Origin of the sequence: Nocardia sp. NPDC050412 (assembly GCF_044458825.1) — a bacterium.
Lineage (GTDB): Bacteria > Actinomycetota > Actinomycetes > Mycobacteriales > Mycobacteriaceae > Nocardia.
In genome coordinates this window covers 106,784-124,192 of the sequence record NZ_JBITIJ010000022.1, presented here as the reverse complement: position 1 = coordinate 124,192, position 17,409 = coordinate 106,784, and the positions used below count along the sequence as shown (strand labels likewise).

Here is a 17,409-nt window from a genome sequence, read left to right as displayed (position 1 = left end):
TACTAATCGGCCGAGGACTTACCAACAAAGAAGCTACGCGTCCACTGTGCGGTATCTGAAACAACACACAGATCACCGAGAAGACAGACACGAGGAAACCCCCTTTCATGTTGGGGGTGGGTATCGGGTTTGGCTCTCTGTGTGGATAGTTTCATAGAGTTACGGCGGCTATAGCGGTGGGGAAACGCCCGGTCCCATTCCGAACCCGGAAGCTAAGGCCACCAGCGCCGATGGTACTGCACTCGACAGGGTGTGGGAGAGTAGGACACCGCCGGAACATCCTTGCGAAAGGCCCCCAACACCGTTGGGGGCCTTTTTGCGTATCAGGATCCCCCGCCAGGTGGATTGGCGCCCAGAAGGATCGGCGCCCAGAAGGATCGGCGCATTGATGATTTCGCTCAATATGAGTGCGGCAACCGAATTCCAAGTAGGCGAATGGATTTGGATTGCGTCGGCGCTGGCGGACCGCGGATATACACGGCCGCCGCCACGCTGAGTTGTTCTCGCACAAGGGTTCTTGCCACGGTTGACGTACGGTTCGTGCTACCGGCTCAGGGCCGGGTACCCGTGGACCACAGCGGAGTTGTCTCCACCCGTGATAGCCGCCAGCCCTCCGCCGTGCGGACCGCATCGAAGCGATAGACCTCGCCGAGGGTGTACTGCGGCTCCGACACGGCCGTCGTAGCAGGAGCGAAAGTGGCAATGAGATTCGCCCGCACCTCGGCTGTATCGCCGTGCAGATCGATCATCATATTGGTGATGAAGTGCTGAATGTGCTTGTCATCGGAATGATTCCGGCTTGCCTGCGCGATTAGCGCGGCACGACCCTCGGCCCGACCGCCGGGTGTCTTCGCGGTGGCGTCGGCGGTGTAGATCGTGCGGAAGTCGTCGAAGCGTCCTTCGTCCAGGGCGCGGCCCAATTGGTTGACCAGCCCGGTGATCTCGCTGCGGTCCACTAGTACGCGGAACTGGTGCGTGTCGTCCTTGGTGGTGGTGCAGGCGGCGAGCAGCGCCAGCGGCAGTGCGGTGAGGGGGAGGAAGCGGCGGGTCTTGCCCATGGGTTGAATCCTTTCGAACTAAACGTTGGTTGATCCAACGTTGGCAAGTCCAACAGTATCTGATCGTGGGTGGAACCAACAAGTCTTGCTACATTGCTTTCATGGAGATCGCGCACGAGGACACGCCGGGCAGGCTGCGCGCCCTGCCCACCCGACTGGTCAACCAGGTGGCGATCCTCGCCAACCGAGCGACGGAGCGCGCCTTCGAAGCAACTGGATCGCGCCGCTACCACTACGCCCTGCTGACCACGCTGGGCGAATTCGGCCCCGCAAGCCAGGCCGATCTAGGCCGCCGCACCCGCATCGATCGCAGCGATATCGTCGCCGCGCTGAATGATCTCGCCGAACGCGGTTTGATCGAACGCGCCCCGGATCCGAGCGACCGCCGCCGCAATATCGTCACCATCACCAAGGCGGGCAGCCGTCACCTGGACGAACTGGACCAGCGAATCGAAGGCGCACAGGACGAACTACTCGCTGCCCTCTCCGCCGCCGAGCGCCGCGAACTGGTACGGCTGCTCACACGGGTCCTCGATGATCATGTGCAAGGGTGATCGCGCCGCTATTTCCGCAGGCCGGGGATAGGGCGCGCGGAGCGAGCAACTAAACTGCATCCGTGAGTCTTGTGCTGCTACCTGCTGTCGACGTCGCCAATGGAGAGGCCGTGCGCCTGGTTCAGGGGGAGGCGGGCAGCGAAACCAATTACGGCTCCCCGCGCGATGCGGCGCTGGCCTGGCAGGAAGCCGGTGCGGAGTGGGTGCATCTGGTCGATCTGGACGCGGCGTTCGGCCGTGGCTCGAATCGTGAGCTGCTGGCCAAGGTCGTCGGCGAACTCGATGTCAAGGTGGAGCTGTCCGGCGGCATCCGCGACGACGAATCCCTCGAGGCCGCGCTGGGTACCGGCTGTGCCCGGGTGAACCTCGGCACCGCCGCATTGGAGGACCCGCAGTGGTGCGCCCGCGCCATCGCCAAGCACGGTGAGCGCATCGCCGTCGGCCTGGATGTGCGGATCGTCGATGGCGAACACCGGCTGCGCGGTCGCGGCTGGGTCAGCGACGGCGGCGATCTGTGGGAGGTGCTCGAACGCCTGGAGCGCGACGGTTGCTCCCGCTACGTGGTCACCGACGTGACCAAGGACGGCACCCTCACCGGCCCCAACCTGGATCTGCTGCGCGAGGTCTGCGCCGCCACCGACGCGCCGGTCATCGCCTCCGGCGGTGTCTCCACCATCGAGGATCTGATCGCCATCGCCGAGCTGGTGCCCGACGGTGTCGAGGGTTCGATCGTCGGCAAGGCGCTGTACGCGGGCCGCTTCACGCTGCCCGAAGCGCTGGCCGCGGTTCGCTGACGATTCGATGACCGCCAACCGCCTCGACACCGAACTACCGGCCCTGCTCGACGTCGCCGGTGCGATCCTCGATGCCGCAAGCCCGCGTTTCGTCGAGGGGGTCGGCGCGCCGAGCGCGGTGGCCAAGGGCCGCAACGACTTCGCGACCGAACTCGATCTCGAGTTGGAGCGCACGATTTCCGCACAGCTCGAGCAGCGCACCGGAATCGAGGTGCACGGTGAGGAATTCGGGGGTCCGCAGCTCACGTCGGGGACCGCGTGGGTGCTCGATCCGATCGACGGCACCTTCAATTATTCATCGGGACATCCCCTTTCGGGCATGCTGCTCGCGCTGGTGCACGAAGGTGAGCCGCTGCTCGGGCTGACCTGGCTGCCATTGCTCGGCCAGCGCTATGCGGCGGTCGCTGACGGTCCGGTGTTGCTGAACGGCCAGCCGCTGCCGCGCCTGCCGCACGGGAAACTCGGCGAGGCGATGATCGGCTTCGGCGCGTTCAATGTGGATTCCGCCGGACGCATTCCCGGCCGGTTCCGTTTCGATCTGCTCGGTCCGCTGAGCAGGCTGTCCTCGCGGGTGCGCATGCATGGCTCCACCGGCATCGATCTCGCGTTCACCGCATCGGGTGTGCTCGGCGGCGCGATCGTCTTCGGGCACCATCCGTGGGACAACGCCGCGGGCGTCGCGTTGGTGCGCGCGGCGGGCGGGATTGTCACCGATCTGGCGGGGGAGCCGTGGACCATCACCTCGGGTTCGGTGCTGGCCGCCGCGCCGGGGGTACACGAGGAGCTGCTCGAAATGATTTGCACGGTCGCCGACGATGCGTGAGGCTGCGTACGAAGGACCCAGGGGATGGCAGCCGGCAGAGCTGGCGGAGTGGGTGAATACAGCATGATTCGTAGAAGGGTGAGCCGATGACGTTGGCGGTACGCGTTATTCCGTGTCTGGATGTCGACGCGGGCCGGGTGGTGAAGGGCGTCAACTTCGAAAACCTGCGTGATGCGGGCGATCCCGTCGAACTCGCCGCCGCCTACGACCTGCAGGGAGCCGATGAGCTGACCTTCCTCGACGTCACCGCCTCAACCGGCGACCGCGGCACCATGATCGATGTGGTGACCCGCACGGCCGAACAGATCTTCATCCCGCTGACCGTCGGCGGCGGCGTGCGCACGGTCGAGGATGTCGACCGGCTGCTGCGTGCGGGTGCGGACAAGGTGTCGGTGAATACCGCTGCCATCGCGCGCCCCGAGGTCTTGCGGGAAATGTCGGAGCGCTTCGGTTCCCAGTGCATCGTGCTGTCGGTGGATGCCCGCACCGTTCCCGACGGCCAGCCCGACACTCCGTCCGGCTGGGAGGTCACCACGCACGGCGGTAAGCGCGGCACCGGTATCGACGCCATCGAATGGGCCGTGCGCGGAGCCGAACTCGGCGTCGGCGAGATCCTGCTCAACTCGATGGATGCCGACGGCACCAAGGCAGGCTTCGATCTGCCCATGATCGAGGCGGTCCGCGAGGCGGTTTCGGTGCCGGTGATCGCCAGCGGCGGTGCCGGTGCCATCGAACACTTCGCACCCGCCGTTCAGGCCGGTGCGGACGCGGTCCTGGCCGCCAGCGTCTTCCACTTCGGCGACCTCACCATCGCCGAGGTAAAAGCCGCCATGCGCGCCGAACAAATCATCGTTCGCTAGTACCTCGTCCAGATAGCTCACTGCGCCATCCGCTCCGGCTGCTCGCCGAGCGTAGTGATGTGGCGGTCGATACGGTGTGGGCGACCACCATTCGGCTGCGTTCGACGGACCCACCGAGGCTGGACGCGGGACTAGCTCGCGCACCTGACGCATAACCAGTGATTGCCTCGCACAAGGTATAGAGGCTGTTGCCGAGTACGCCGAACGTGCGGTCGTGTCGTCGGACCGCAGTCACAGCGACGGACCAAATCACCTAGCGGCAGGCATGATTGGGTCTCAGCCGCCACATAGGCCCGCGGCCGAACCTGCGCGAATCGTGACTGCACGCCGGCCGAACCTGCGCCAATTCGGCAATAGACCCTGCGAGGGTTCTCGGCAGATATGCGACAGCCCGACGGAATGGGGTGGGGGACGTTGCGGTTGCATCGGGATGAGTATCGGAATTGCGTTGTCTCCGTTTGCCCTCGATGCCGCCGACAATGCGGTGGACGGTGCGGTTGCGCTGGGGCGGGAGGGCAGCCGGGGCCGGGTTGAGTTCGCTGTGGTTCGGTCAATTGTTCTCTCATGACACCATCGGCGTTGCGGGCACTGTCGGACGCGATGTGCCGGAGTTGGCGGTCGGCACATCGGTCGTTCCGATTTCCGCGCGACATCCACTACTGATCGCGAGTCAGGCGCAGACTGCTCAGGCCGCAACCCACGGTCGCTTCACCCTCGGCCTCGGGCTCGGTGCCCGCTCGATTACCGAGGCGGCGTTCGGCGAGAACTTCGACCGGCCGATTACGCGGCTTCGCGAATTCCTGACCGCATTGCGCGCTGTCCTGGACAACGGTTCGGTGGAATTCCGTGGCGAAACCCTCAGTGCCGTAACGCGGATGCCCGCCGCCGTCGCGGGTGCCGAGCCGACGGTGCCGGTCCTCGTCGCGGCGATGGGGCCGCAGGCGCTGCGTGTCACCGCCGAATTGGCCGACGGCACAATGCCATTTCTGGTCGGTCCGAAAGCACTGGGCGAGCACATCGTCGCGCCCATCACAGCGGCGGCCGAACAAGCTGGACGTCCGCGACCCCGCATTGTCGCCATGGTTGCGGGCGTGGTCACCGCCGATGTCGACAGCACTCGTGCGACGGCGGCCGAACAGATGGCCTTCTACAACGAAATTCCGTCCTATCGGCGAATGATCGAACTGTCCGGTGTATCGCACGCCGCCGAACTCGCCGTGATCGGTGACGAGCAGACCCTCGCCGATCAGATCAACGCTTACTTCGAAGCGGGCGCCACCGATGTTGTTGTGGCCCAAACAGATCTGGCCTCCGAGGCCGACCGGCGCCGGACCTGGGAGCTCCTCGGTGAGCTGAATCGCACTCGCGCAGCTTGACATTCTTCGAATTCGTCTGCCGCCACGCCGTGGCGGTGATTGCTATCTGCCGGAGAGTTACCCAGGCTTAGCGACCATGTCCGCCACGTGTCCCGCATGCTCCTGGCCATCGCCGATACTGGTGTCGACACATGGTTCGGTTCGCTATCTGCGTTGCGTCTGTGGCAAATGGCTGGTTGCCCACCGGGGCGGGGTGAACTTGGTCACCGGCAGGGCCGCGTGCACCAAAAAGCCTGTGGCCGAACATCTCGAACTGATTCCGCTGCCGGAGGAGTAGGAACAATCGCGTCGGGTACGTTTCGGCACTACACGATGTGTTCCGGTGCGGAGCTGCCTGTATAACGGTGATATGACTCTCGACCCCGCCATCGCCGCCCGGCTCAAGCGCAATGACGCCGGACTCGTCGCCGCGGTCGCCCAGGAGCGCGGCACCGGCGATGTGCTGATGGTTGCCTGGATGGACGACGAGGCGCTGGCCCGCACGCTGGAAACCCGCAAGGCGACCTACTATTCGCGTTCGCGCCAGCAGTACTGGGTCAAGGGCGAAACCTCCGGCCACACCCAGTACGTGCACGAGGTTCGCCTCGATTGTGACGGCGACACGATCTTGCTCGTCGTCGACCAGGAGGGCGCGGCCTGCCACACCGGCACGCACACCTGCTTCGACTCGGACCTGCTGCTCGCCGAGAGCTGAGCCCAACCTCGCGCGACCGCTATGGATTCGGCTGCTCGCCGCGCTCCTCGACCTGCGTCGATTTGCCGTTGGACTGGCTCAGCGAGTCGCCGAGCTGCCTGACGAGCAGTTCGCTGAGGTCGGCGAGTTGCGCCGTCTGTGCGGCATCGAGACCATCGAAAACCAACTGCCGCACCGCATCCAGATAGCCGGGCGCCGCCTCGACGACCTTCGAGTAGCCGTCGTCGGTGAGCACCGCCTGCACGCCGCGGCGGCCCGTGGTTGCTGACCGTTGCGCCCAGCCCATTCGTTCCAGCTTTGACACCACATGGGACAGGCGCGATAGCGATGCATTTGCTTTGTGGGCAAGCTCACTCATCTGCAGCCGATGGCCGGGTTCCTCGGATAACAGGGTGAGCACCCAGTATTCGAAATGGGTAACCCCGGATTCGCGCTGCAGTTGGGTATCCAAAGCGCCTGGTAGACGTGTCATCAGCGCAACGATCGCGCGCCAAGCTCGTTGTTCGTCCGGGTCGAGCCACTTCGTCACTGGGGTGCCTTCTTTCGAGCCAAGTGACGTCTTATTGTTAGCGAACCTAGCGATTAATGAAAAGCATGTTCACGGTCACTCGCGTGATTGAGTTTGCCACGACTTCGCTCGACCGTCATGGACTTGGTCCGCGACGTGAGGTCATTCACAGAGCCGCAGGGCGTGTCGGTGCCGTGTCCTAGCCAACTGTCGGCGTTTGCCGAGTGGCAGCGGGCGCCGCCTGCTTGCCTGGATGTCTGCGCTGCCACCGCCGCCAGGCCAGCAGGCCCGCCACGGCGAGGAAAACCACGACCGCCACGATGGCGCCGACGAGTGAAGCGCCACGGAATGCGGGCGCGTCGACGTCGAGAATCCGTTGACCGGCATGGGCGGCACTACTCTCGCCGAGCACGATCGACAGCGTCATGAGATTCGGAATCGCGATGATCAGCGCGAGCAACGCGGCGGCACCCGCGATGAACTTTCCGGCTCGTCGCTTCCAGATCAGCGCGGCGAACAGCAGCAAGAACACCGGGATGGCGGTGCCGAGTAGGCCGTAAATCAGGCCCCAGCCGATGCCCTTGCTGAAACTGCCGCTCACCAGCTCTGCGATGCGCTGCGCCCACCAGCGCGGAATGAACGCCGCCAGAATGAAGTAGGCGATGATCAGTACGACGATGACCGCCACTGCGCCGATGATCCGGGTGCGCCACGTGGCCAGCGTGGATTTCTGCCCGTCCGGCCGAACCTCGCTCGAAGTCATGAACCCAGCGTATGCCGGGCAACCGGGAGATCGACGGCGATGGACCTGGTGTTTTTCGCGGCCGTTACCGCGTGTTCGAGAGCAGGGCTACTGCAGAGCACGCTCGCGCAGGAACTTCAGCGCCTCGTCCGCGTGCGCATCGGCCCGGAACTCGCCGGTGATCACCTTGGCGACCTTGCGATCCCGGTCGATCACGAAGGTCTGCCGCTTGACCGGGGCGAGCTTGCCGAGCAGTCCGCGCTTCACCTCGAAGGTCGAGGCGACCTTGCCGTCGACATCCGACAGCAGCGGGTAACCGAGGTTCTGCTTGGATGCGAATCCGGCCTGGGTGTCGACGCTATCGGTGCTGATGCCGACGCACGATGCGCCCAGCGCCGCGAATTCGGCGGACAGATCACGGAAGTGGCACGCCTCCGCCGTGCAGATCGGGGTATTCGCGGCGGGGTAGAAGAACAGCACCAGCGGACCGTTCGCGAGCAGCGCGTCGAGCGAACGCGGGGTGCCGGATTGATCGGGAAGCTCGAACTCGGGAGCGAGCTGACCTGTCTGCATAGTGGGACAGTACCGGGCGCGAGGTCGGTTTGCCGCCCCCGCGCTTGGTCCCTGTCAGGCCAGATACCGGAATGACGGGTTCTCATCGCGGCTGAGCGCCGATGAGTGCGGCGATTTGTGGATTTTTCAATTTCCCTCGCGGCACTTCAGAACCGGACAGTCGGTTCAGCAGGTTGGGACGCGCCGACAAGGCTGTCGGTGCCACCTGGGATGATGGACACATGCCTGGCGCGTCCACTCCCACCACCACGACCCGCGAACAGTTCCACGAGCTGGCCGCGGAGCATCGGGTGGTCCCCGTGACCCGAAAGGTGCTGGCGGACTCCGAAACTCCGCTGTCGGCCTACCGCAAGTTGGCCGCGGATCGGGCCGGTACCTTCCTGTTCGAGTCCGCGGAGAACGGGCGGTCCTGGTCGCGCTGGTCGTTCATCGGGGCTGGCAGCCCATCCGCGCTGACGGTCGTGGACGGCGAAGCGGCCTGGCTCGGGCACACCCCAGCGGACGCGCCCTGCGGCGGCGATCCGCTGGTGGCGCTGCGTGAAACCCTGCAACTGCTGCAGACCGAGCGGCTGCCCGGTCTGCCCCCGCTGACCGGCGGCATGGTCGGCTACCTCGGCTACGACGCGGTTCGCCGCATCGAGCGACTGCCCACCCTCGCCGTCGACGATCTGCGGCTGCCCGAGATGGTGCTGATGCTCGCCACCGATCTCGCGGCCTTCGACCACCACGAGGGCGCGATCACCCTGATCGCCAATGCGGTCAACTGGAACGGCACCGCCGAACGGGTCGACGAGGCCTATGACGATGCGGTGGCCCGGCTGGACCGGATGACCGCGGCGCTGGCCGCGCCCTCGGAGTCCACGGTTTCGGTCTTCGATCAGCCCGAGCCGGAGTACATCCGCCGCCGCACCACCGAAGAATTCGGCGCGGGCGTGCGTCGCCTGGTCAAGGAGATCGAGGCGGGCGAGGCGTTCCAGGTGGTGCTCTCGCAGCGCTTCGAAATGGATTACGACGGTGCGCCTCTGGACCTGTACCGGATGCTGCGTGCCGCCAATCCGAGCCCGTACATGTACCTGATCCACATCCCGGACGGCGACGGCGCCACGGCGTTCTCCATCGTCGGTTCCAGTCCGGAATCGCTGGTTACCGTGAAAGAGGGTGTGGCGACGACCCATCCGATCGCGGGTACCCGGTGGCGCGGCGCCACCGAGGAGGACGATCTGCTGCTGGAGAAGGGCCTGCTGGCCGACGAGAAGGAGAACGCCGAGCATCTGATGCTCGTCGACCTCGGCCGCAACGATCTGGGCCGGGTCTGCCAGCCGGGCACGGTGCGGGTCACCGAGTACCGGCATATCGAGCGCTACAGCCACGTCATGCATCTGGTCTCGACGGTCTCGGGCCGCCTCGCGCCGGGCAAGATCGCACTGGACGCGGTCAATGCCTGTTTCCCAGCGGGCACGTTGTCCGGCGCGCCGAAGGTGCGTGCGATGGAGCTCATCGAGGAACTCGAGCCCACCCGTCGTGGCGTCTACGGCGGTGTCGTCGGCTATCTCGACTTCGCGGGCGATGCCGATACCGCGATCGCCATCCGCACCGCACTGCTGAAGGACGGCACCGCCTATGTGCAGGCTGGTGCGGGCATCGTCGCGGATTCGGATCCGGACTATGAGGACGTCGAATCCCGCAACAAGGCCATGGCGGTGCTGCGAGCGGTGGCAGCCGCGAAAACTGTTCGGGCGTACAGCGCACCTGCGGACGGCAGTGCGGAATGACCGATTCGGAACCTCCCGATACCGATCCGGCCGTCCCGCAGACCTCGAAGCGCAAATATCCGGTCGGCGCGATCGTCCTGCTCGCCATCGCCGCCGCGGCGCTGTGGGGCTCCTCCCGGATGACATGGGTAACTGTCTCGTCCACCGACGGCCTGACCGAACCACGCACCGACAAACTCAACGGCGGTGTCTGGTTCGGTGCGCTCACGCCGCTGGCCCTGGTCCTGCTGGCCGCCGTCGCCGCAGTACTGGCGACACGCGGTTGGCTGCGGCGCATGTTCGGCGTCCTGATCGGTCTGGTCGCCGCGGTGACGGCCGTTCCCGCCTTCGCCCTACTGACCAAATCCAGCGCGACCGCCGCCCGTGCCGCCACCCTGGCGGAGCTGCCCGGCCGCGCGACCGTGACCGAGGTGGTCACTTCCCAGTTCCCGGCCGTACTTTCGCTGCTGGGGGCGCTGGCGGCCTTCGTGGCCGGTGTCCTGCTGGCTCGCATGCCCGAGGACGCCGCCCGCCTGTCGGCCAAGTACGACAATCCGGTCTTCCGCAGGGCTGCCGCCACCGAAGAGGTGACGCGTCAGCGCACCGACGACGCGGCGGCCGATACCGGACAACTTTCCGAGCGCGTGCTCTGGGATGCGTTGGACGCGGGCACGGACCCGACCGAACAGGCGGGTGGGTCCACTTCGGCCACCGACGATTCCGCCGATCATGATCAGGGGAAACAAGGGCATCGAGGTGTCTGAGCAGGTGACTACAAGCCCCGGCGCAGTTGCGCCACAAGCAGCCATTTATTCTTTGACAGCATCGGTGAGACAGCGCCTGGGGGGATTCTCAGGCAGCAAGTCCGTCTCCCCAGAAAGGATTCGAGCCAGATGACGGTACTCGACTCGATTCTCGACGGGGTCCGCGCGGATGTGGCCGCACGGGAAGCCCTTTTGGACTTCCAGGCGATCAAGGCGGCCGCAGCCGCGGCACCCGCGCCGCTGGACGCCCGCGCCGCGCTCCTCGAAGACGGCATCGGCGTCATTGCCGAGGTCAAGCGGGCCAGCCCGTCCAAGGGGGAGCTCGCGGATATCCCGGACCCTGCGAGTCTGGCCAAGGCCTACGAGGACGGCGGAGCGCGCGTCATCAGCGTGCTCACCGAGAGCCGTCGCTTCCATGGGTCGCTCGATGACCTGGACGCGGTCCGCGCCACCGTGAATATCCCGATCCTGCGCAAGGATTTCGTCGTCGGGCCCTACCAGATCCACGAGGCCCGCGCGCACGGCGCCGACGTCATCCTGCTCATCGTGGCCGCCCTCGAACAGGACGTACTGAGCTCACTGATCGACCGCACCGAATCGCTGGGCATGACAGCCCTGGTCGAGGTGCACACCGAGGAAGAGGCCGACCGCGCTTTGGAGGCCGGCGCCTCCGTGATCGGCGTCAACGCCCGCAACCTCAAGACCCTGGACGTCGACCGCGATGTCTTCGCACGCATTGCGCCCGGCCTGCCCACCGAGGTCATCCGCATCGCCGAATCCGGTATTCGCGGCACCGCCGACCTGCTGGCCTACGCCGGTGCGGGTGCCGATGCCGTGCTCGTCGGCGAGGGGCTGGTCACCAGTGGCGACCCGCGCGCGGCCGTCTCCGAACTGGTGACCGCGGGCACCCACCCGTCGTGCCCGAAGCCCGCGCGGCGGGGTCGGTGACGACGCAGTGAGCGAGCGAATCATGAACACAGCGGCCCGTGCGGGCGCGATGGAGCCGAGCGCCGGCGAGGCGGCGTCGTGACGGCACTGCCCAAGGCCTCCGACGGTGTGCACGACCGCAGCGACCACGAGCCGGATCTGGGCGGCCACTTCGGCGTTTACGGCGGCAGGCATGTGCCGGAGGCGCTGATGGCGGTGATCGAGGAGGTCACCGCCGAATACGAGAAGTGTCGCCTCGATCCCGCCTTTCTCGACGAACTGGACCGGCTGCAGCGCGACTACACCGGCCGCCCGTCGCCGATCTTCGAATGCCAGCGCCTCGCCGAGCATGCCGGTGGTGCGCGCATCATCCTCAAGCGCGAGGATCTGAACCACACCGGTTCGCACAAGATCAATAACGTGCTCGGCCAGGCGTTGCTCGCCAAGCGCATGGGCAAGACCCGGGTGATCGCCGAGACCGGCGCAGGTCAGCATGGGGTCGCCACCGCGACCGCGTGCGCACTGCTCGGCCTCGAATGCGTCGTCTATATGGGTGCGGTCGACACCGCCCGCCAAGCGCTGAATGTGGCTCGCATGCGGCTGCTCGGCGCCGAGGTGATCTCGGTGCGCACCGGTTCGCAGACCCTGAAGGATGCGATCAACGAGGCGCTGCGCGACTGGGTCACCAATGCCGAGGCCACCTACTACTGCTTCGGCACCGCCGCGGGCCCGCACCCGTTCCCGATGATGGTGCGCGATCTCCAGCGCATCGTCGGCCTGGAGGCTCGCGCCCAGGTACAGGCACTCACCGGTCGACTGCCCGATGCGGTCACCGCCTGCGTGGGCGGCGGCTCCAACGCCATCGGGATCTTCCATCCCTTCATCGACGATCCGGGCGTGCGGCTGATCGGCTACGAGGCGGCCGGTGACGGCGTCGAAACCGGAAGGCACGCCGCGACTTTCACCGGCGGCACCCCCGGCGCGTTCCAGGGCGCGTACTCGTATCTGCTGCAGGACGAGGACGGCCAGACCATCGAATCGCATTCGATCTCTGCCGGTTTGGACTATCCGGGTGTCGGTCCCGAACACGCCTACCTCAAGGACATCGGTCGCGCCGAATACCACCCGATCACCGATACCGAAGCGATGGACGCGCTGCTGCTGCTCAGCCGCGCCGAGGGCATCATTCCGGCGATCGAATCCGCGCACGCGGTGGCTGGTGCGCTGAACCTCGGCAAGGAACTGGGCAAGGGCGCGATCATCCTGGTGAACCTGTCCGGGCGCGGCGATAAGGATATGGACACGGCGGCACGCTGGTTCGGGCTGTTCGATGACCACGCCGCCGACAAGGAGAACCACCAGTGAGCGAGCGCAGCGAGCGATCCAAAGACACAGTCGAGCACCTCGCTCGTGCCGGAGCCGAGCGTCAGCGAGGCGGAGGCAGGAGCGAGCGCAGCGAGCGAACCGAAGACACAGTCGAGTATCGCTCGGTCATGATGGAGCCGAGCGCCAACGAGGCGCTGTCGTGAGTCAGCAGTCCCGTCTCGCGAACACGTTCGCCGCCTGTCGCGCGGAGGGTCGGGCCGCGCTGATCGGCTATCTGCCCGCCGGTTATCCGGATTTGGCCGGTTCGATCGAGGTGTGCCGCACCATGGTTGAATCCGGTTGCGACATAGTCGAAGTCGGCGTCGCCTACTCCGATCCGGTGATGGACGGACCGACCATCCAGGCCGCCGCTGATCAGGCGCTGCGCGGCGGCGTCCGGGTGCGCGATGTGTTCTCGGTGGTCGAGGCGATCACCGCGGCGGGCGGTAAGGCCGTCGTGATGAGTTACTGGAATCCGGTGCTGCAATATGGCGTCGACCGTTTCTCGCGCGATCTGGCCGCCGCGGGCGGGTCCGGCATCATCACCCCCAACCTCATCCCGGAAGAGGCCGACAGCTGGTTCGTCGCCTCGGCCGCACACGATCTGGACCGCATCTTCCTGGTCGCACCGTCGTCCACCGAGGAGCGTCTGGTCAAGACGCTGGAGGCCAGTCGCGGCTTCGTCTACGCTGCCTCGACAATGGGTGTCACCGGCGCCCGTGACGTGGTTTCCTCCGCGGCTCCGGCGCTGTGCGCGCGCATCCGCGCCCACTCCGATATCCCGATCGGGGTCGGCCTCGGTGTGCGCAACGGTGCGCAGGCGGCCGAAATCGCCTCCTACGCAGACGGAGTCATCGTCGGCTCGGCACTGGTGACCGCCGCGGCGCAGGGACTCGACGCGGTGCGCACCCTCACGGCCGAACTGGCCGAGGGTGTTCGGTCCGCGACCGTCGCCTCCTAACCGCCCGCGAGCGGGGCACGCCGACCGCGAATCTCGCGATGTGGCCGTGCTCCGCTACGGTTGGGGCCGTGACCTTACGAGTCCTCGCAGACAGCGTCCTGAGCAACGGTGCCGTCACCGCTGATGTGCTGGCCTACATTCCCAGCCCGTCCCAGGGCGTTTGGCATATCGGTCCATTCCCGCTACGGGCCTACGCCCTGTGCATCATCCTCGGCATCGTCGTCGCCATCTGGTGGGGTGAGCGGCGCTGGCAGGAGCGCGGCGGGCAGAAGGGCACGATTCTCGATGTCGCGATGTTCGCAGTGCCCTTCGGTCTGGTCGGCGGGCGGCTCTATCACGTTGCCACCGACTGGCAGAAGTACTTCGGCGCCGACGGCCATCCGATCGATGCGCTGAAGATCTACCAGGGCGGCCTCGGCATCTGGGGCGCGGTCTTCCTCGGCGGTGTCGGCGCCTGGATCGGCTGTCGGGTCTACCGAATCCCATTGCCCGCGTTGGGCGATGCGATCGCGCCGCCGATTCTGCTGGCTCAGGCCATCGGACGGCTCGGCAATTACTTCAACCAGGAGCTCTACGGCCGCAAAACCGAGCTGCCCTGGGGTCTCGAGATCTACCTGCGCTTCGATGATCAGGGCAAGCTCGACATGATGAACGGCGTGTCCACCGGCGTCGTCGACAAGGTCGTGCAGCCGACCTTCCTGTACGAGATGATCTGGAACCTGCTGATCGTGGTGCTGCTGGTGCAGATCGATAAGCGCTATCGCATCGGGCACGGCCGCCTGTTCGCGCTCTACGTCGCCGGATACTGCCTGGGCCGCTTCTTCGTCGAACTGCTGCGCGACGACGAGGCGACCAAGATCGTGGGCATCCGCATCAACTCGTTCACCTCGGCACTCGTATTCCTCGCCGCCGTAGCCTATTTCGTGTTCGCGACCAAGGGCAGGGAGATCGCCGATCAACTGCAGCCGTCGACGGTCGCGCGGCCATGGCCGTGGCAGATCGGGGCGCTGCGTGCGGCGGGCGCCGAATCCGAGGCCGCGTCGAAGGCGGCCGCTGTCGCGCAAGCAGCGCCGCCGAAGCACAGTGCCGGGAAGCAGGCAGCTGCGCTCGCGGAAACCGACAAAGACGACGTGTCGGACCAGAATCGGTCGGGGAAGATCGAGGACGATGCTGCCGAGAATCCGGATCTGACAAAATCCGAGAACTCCGGCAACGGACCGGATACCGCCGGCGATAACTCAACGGAGTCCGAAAACTCGGACGTCGAGCTGGGCAAGGTTGATACTTCGAAAAAGGACGGCTGATCCCACAACGACTTGGGCAACTCGTCGGTGCACCGAGTAGACACGCGAACGCGTGTCCGCGACGATACCCTCGGGCGCTCAATCGCCCGGCAAATACGCGGGGAGACGGGTGAGTACCCGTCGAAATGCACGAATGATGGAGGACATTTAGTGACCGACCCCTACCAGAACCAGCCAGGCTTCGGCGGCCCCCAGTACGGTCCGCCCGGGACGGGGCCGGACCTGAACAAGCAGCCCGATGCACCGGGACAGCAGTATCCGTCGGATCCGTACAACCAGCAGCAGCCGCAGTACGGTCAGCCCCAGTATGGCCAGCCGCAGTACGGCCAGCCGCAGTACGGTCAGCCCGATCCCTACGGTCAGCAGCCGGGCGGCTACCCGCCTGCGCCGTATCAGGGCGGCGGCTACAACCCGAACGATCCGGAAGCGCCCTACGGTCGCGACCCGTTCGGCGTGCCGTTCTCGGATAAGCAGAAGCTGACCGCCGGTCTGTTGCAGATCTTCCTCGGCGGATTCGGTATCGGCCGTTTCTACACCGGGCACACCGGCATCGCCGTGGCGCAGATCGCTGTCACCTGGCTGACCTGTGGTTTCGGTGGTATCTGGCCGCTGATCGACGGCATTATGATGCTGACCGGCAAGGTGCCCGACAGCCTCGGGCGGCCATTGCGCGACTGACCGCCGCGAACAGTTGACCGACGGGCCCCGTCGCATCGGATGACGATGCGGCCGGGCCCGTCGCCATTTCCGGCACGCTGTGCGAGGATTCGGCGCACCATGATCGCAATACTGTCGGTCGGCATTTTCCTGGCGTAGCCTGAGCCGGGTTTTTGTGTCGTGTGTGGATGTTGCTCATAGTCCAGACACCGAAGAGAGGGACTTCAGTGCGTCGCAAGCTGTTCGCCGCCGCCATGCTCGCCATCGTCACCGCTACCGGGCTCACCGCCTGCGGCAGCAGCAGCGATCCGAACGTGCTGAAGGTCGGCACCGAAGGCACCTACTCGCCGTTCAGCTATCAGGGCTCGGACGGCAAGCTCACCGGCTACGACGTCGAGGTCATCCAGGCGGTCGGGGACAAGATCGGCAAGAAGATCGAGTTCGTGCAGACGCCGTGGGACGCGATCTTCGCCGGTCTCGAGTCCAAGCGCTTCGATCTGGTCGCCAATCAGGTGTCGATCACCGACGAGCGCAAGGCCAAGTACGCACTTTCGCAGTCCTACACGACCTCCGAGGGCGTGATCCTCACCCGCGCGGACAGCAACAACATCACTTCGCTCGCGAACCTGAACGGCAAGACCAGCGCGCAGTCGGCGACCAGTAACTGGGCCAAGGTCGCCCAGGGCGCGGGTGCCAAGGTCGAGGCGGTGGAGGGCTTCGTGCAGGCGGTCCAGTTGCTGAAGACCGGCCGCGTCGACGCGACCGTCAACGACAGCCTGGTCGCGCTCGACTACATCAAGAAGAACGGCGACACCGGCGTCAAGATCGCCGCCAAGGCCGGTGAGGTCAGCAATCAGGCCTTCGCCGCCCGCAAGGACGACGCGCTGATCGGCCAGGTGAATACCGCGCTCGATCAGCTGCGCGCCGACGGCACGCTGGCCAAAATCTCGGAAAAGTACTTCGGCACCGACGTCAGCAAATAACCGCCCGTGGATCCCGCGACCAGGGAACTGATCTGGCACAACCTGTGGCCGATGCTGCAGGCCACGATCGACAAGACCATCCCGCTCACCGCCATCAGTTTCGTCATCGGTCTGGTCATCGCGTTGTTCGTAGCGCTGGCGCGAATGTCGCCGGTGTGGTTGCTTTCGGCGCCCGCACGGTTCTACATCTCGATCATTCGCGGCACACCGCTGTTGGTGCAGCTGTTCATCGTGTTCTATGCGCTACCGCAGTTCGATATCGTCATCGATCCGTTCCCGGCGGCGGTGATCGCCTTCAGCCTCAATGTCGGCGGTTACGCCGCCGAGGTCGTGCGCGCCGCGATCCTGAGCGTCGCGGAAGGGCAATGGGAGGCGGCGAAGGCGCTGGGCATGTCGTATGCCCAGGAGTTGCGGCTGATCATCCTGCCGCAGGCCGCGCGCATTGCCGTGCCGCCGTTGTCGAACACGCTCATCTCCCTGGTCAAGGACACCTCGCTGGCCTCGACCATCCTGGTGACCGAACTACTGCGCACCGCGCAGCTGGCCGCCGCCCCGACCTTCGACTTTTTCGCCCTGTACGGCGTCGCCGCGTTGTATTACTGGGTGATCTGTCTGGTCCTCGGCTTCGGCCAGACCCGCCTGGAAACTCGGCTGTCCCGCCATGTCGCACGCTGACGAGGCCCATTTGTACTTTCCGCTAAGCCTTCGTACATAT

The 17,409-nt window shown here is 65.8% G+C and carries 18 protein-coding genes, 1 rRNA gene and 1 pseudogene; 16 read left to right on the top strand and 4 right to left on the bottom strand.

Annotated elements, in window-relative coordinates; all coding sequences use genetic code 11:
* The first annotated feature begins 160 nt into the window (after window positions 1–160).
* Window positions 161–277 (top strand): 5S ribosomal RNA (gene rrf, locus ACIBI6_RS38005).
* Window positions 278–551: 274 nt separating this feature from the next.
* On the opposite strand, the gene ACIBI6_RS38000 is transcribed toward rrf, so the two are convergent.
* Window positions 552–1,058, bottom strand: a complete 507-nt coding sequence (locus ACIBI6_RS38000) for a nuclear transport factor 2 family protein (protein ID WP_364358979.1) — start codon at window positions 1,056–1,058, stop codon at window positions 552–554.
* Between the two features lie 101 nt (window positions 1,059–1,159).
* Here ACIBI6_RS38000 and ACIBI6_RS37995 point away from each other — a divergent pair, with 101 nt between their 5' ends.
* The 6 genes and pseudogenes from ACIBI6_RS37995 (at window position 1,160) to hisI (ending at window position 6,159) form a co-directional block, all read left to right on the top strand.
* Entirely contained in the window at window positions 1,160–1,612 is a 453-nt protein-coding gene (locus tag ACIBI6_RS37995; RefSeq protein ID WP_364358982.1) for a MarR family transcriptional regulator, read from the top strand.
* 62 nt (window positions 1,613–1,674) lie between these two features.
* Window positions 1,675–2,406 (top strand): bifunctional 1-(5-phosphoribosyl)-5-((5-phosphoribosylamino)methylideneamino)imidazole-4-carboxamide isomerase/phosphoribosylanthranilate isomerase PriA, encoded by a 732-nt coding sequence (gene priA / locus ACIBI6_RS37990; RefSeq protein WP_364358986.1) that lies wholly within the window; start codon window positions 1,675–1,677, stop codon window positions 2,404–2,406.
* Between the two features lie 7 nt (window positions 2,407–2,413).
* Window positions 2,414–3,229: an inositol monophosphatase gene (locus ACIBI6_RS37985; RefSeq protein WP_364358989.1), complete on the top strand. Its 816-nt coding sequence runs from the start codon at window positions 2,414–2,416 to the stop codon at window positions 3,227–3,229.
* A gap of 86 nt (window positions 3,230–3,315) precedes the next feature.
* Window positions 3,316–4,089, top strand: coding sequence for an imidazole glycerol phosphate synthase subunit HisF (gene hisF, locus ACIBI6_RS37980; RefSeq protein WP_364358992.1), 774 nt, complete (start codon window positions 3,316–3,318; stop codon window positions 4,087–4,089).
* Between the two features lie 430 nt (window positions 4,090–4,519).
* Window positions 4,520–5,465 (top strand): annotated as a pseudogene (locus ACIBI6_RS37975) (TIGR03564 family F420-dependent LLM class oxidoreductase).
* Window positions 5,466–5,814: 349 nt separating this feature from the next.
* Window positions 5,815–6,159, top strand: coding sequence for a phosphoribosyl-AMP cyclohydrolase (hisI, locus tag ACIBI6_RS37970; protein WP_364358999.1), 345 nt, complete (start codon window positions 5,815–5,817; stop codon window positions 6,157–6,159).
* A gap of 19 nt (window positions 6,160–6,178) precedes the next feature.
* On the opposite strand, the gene ACIBI6_RS37965 is transcribed toward hisI, so the two are convergent.
* The 3 genes from ACIBI6_RS37965 to ACIBI6_RS37955 all read right to left on the bottom strand — a co-directional run bounded on the left by ACIBI6_RS37965 (window position 6,179) and on the right by ACIBI6_RS37955 (window position 7,982).
* Window positions 6,179–6,631 carry a MarR family transcriptional regulator gene (locus ACIBI6_RS37965; RefSeq protein WP_364359002.1) on the bottom strand — a complete coding sequence of 151 codons (453 nt, stop codon included), beginning with the start codon at window positions 6,629–6,631 and terminating at the stop codon, window positions 6,179–6,181.
* Between the two features lie 235 nt (window positions 6,632–6,866).
* Window positions 6,867–7,430, bottom strand: coding sequence for a permease (locus tag ACIBI6_RS37960; protein WP_364359005.1), 564 nt, complete (start codon window positions 7,428–7,430; stop codon window positions 6,867–6,869).
* A gap of 87 nt (window positions 7,431–7,517) precedes the next feature.
* Window positions 7,518–7,982 (bottom strand): peroxiredoxin, encoded by a 465-nt coding sequence (locus tag ACIBI6_RS37955; RefSeq protein ID WP_364359008.1) that lies wholly within the window; start codon window positions 7,980–7,982, stop codon window positions 7,518–7,520.
* A gap of 221 nt (window positions 7,983–8,203) precedes the next feature.
* Here ACIBI6_RS37955 and ACIBI6_RS37950 point away from each other — a divergent pair, with 221 nt between their 5' ends.
* The 9 genes from ACIBI6_RS37950 (at window position 8,204) to ACIBI6_RS37910 (ending at window position 17,369) form a co-directional block, all read left to right on the top strand.
* Window positions 8,204–9,754: an anthranilate synthase component I gene (locus tag ACIBI6_RS37950; protein WP_364359011.1), complete on the top strand. Its 1,551-nt coding sequence runs from the start codon at window positions 8,204–8,206 to the stop codon at window positions 9,752–9,754.
* Window positions 9,751–10,497 (top strand): TIGR02234 family membrane protein, encoded by a 747-nt coding sequence (locus tag ACIBI6_RS37945; protein WP_364359014.1) that lies wholly within the window; start codon window positions 9,751–9,753, stop codon window positions 10,495–10,497. The genes ACIBI6_RS37950 and ACIBI6_RS37945 overlap by 4 nt, the downstream gene beginning before the upstream one ends.
* Window positions 10,498–10,626: 129 nt before the next feature.
* Complete coding sequence (gene trpC, locus ACIBI6_RS37940) at window positions 10,627–11,445, top strand: indole-3-glycerol phosphate synthase TrpC (protein ID WP_364359017.1); 819 nt, start codon at window positions 10,627–10,629, stop codon at window positions 11,443–11,445.
* A gap of 78 nt (window positions 11,446–11,523) precedes the next feature.
* Window positions 11,524–12,789 carry a tryptophan synthase subunit beta gene (trpB, locus tag ACIBI6_RS37935; protein ID WP_364359020.1) on the top strand — a complete coding sequence of 422 codons (1,266 nt, stop codon included), beginning with the start codon at window positions 11,524–11,526 and terminating at the stop codon, window positions 12,787–12,789.
* Between the two features lie 160 nt (window positions 12,790–12,949).
* Window positions 12,950–13,750, top strand: a complete 801-nt coding sequence (gene trpA / locus ACIBI6_RS37930; protein WP_364359023.1) for a tryptophan synthase subunit alpha — start codon at window positions 12,950–12,952, stop codon at window positions 13,748–13,750.
* Window positions 13,751–13,818: 68 nt separating this feature from the next.
* Entirely contained in the window at window positions 13,819–15,054 is a 1,236-nt protein-coding gene (gene lgt / locus ACIBI6_RS37925) for a prolipoprotein diacylglyceryl transferase (protein ID WP_396959803.1), read from the top strand.
* 150 nt (window positions 15,055–15,204) lie between these two features.
* Window positions 15,205–15,732 carry a TM2 domain-containing protein gene (locus ACIBI6_RS37920; RefSeq protein ID WP_364359026.1) on the top strand — a complete coding sequence of 176 codons (528 nt, stop codon included), beginning with the start codon at window positions 15,205–15,207 and terminating at the stop codon, window positions 15,730–15,732.
* A 206-nt stretch (window positions 15,733–15,938) separates the two neighbouring features.
* Complete coding sequence (locus ACIBI6_RS37915) at window positions 15,939–16,694, top strand: amino acid ABC transporter substrate-binding protein (protein WP_364359029.1); 756 nt, start codon at window positions 15,939–15,941, stop codon at window positions 16,692–16,694.
* 6 nt (window positions 16,695–16,700) lie between these two features.
* Window positions 16,701–17,369 (top strand): amino acid ABC transporter permease, encoded by a 669-nt coding sequence (locus tag ACIBI6_RS37910; RefSeq protein ID WP_364359032.1) that lies wholly within the window; start codon window positions 16,701–16,703, stop codon window positions 17,367–17,369.
* Window positions 17,370–17,409 lie beyond the last annotated feature (40 nt).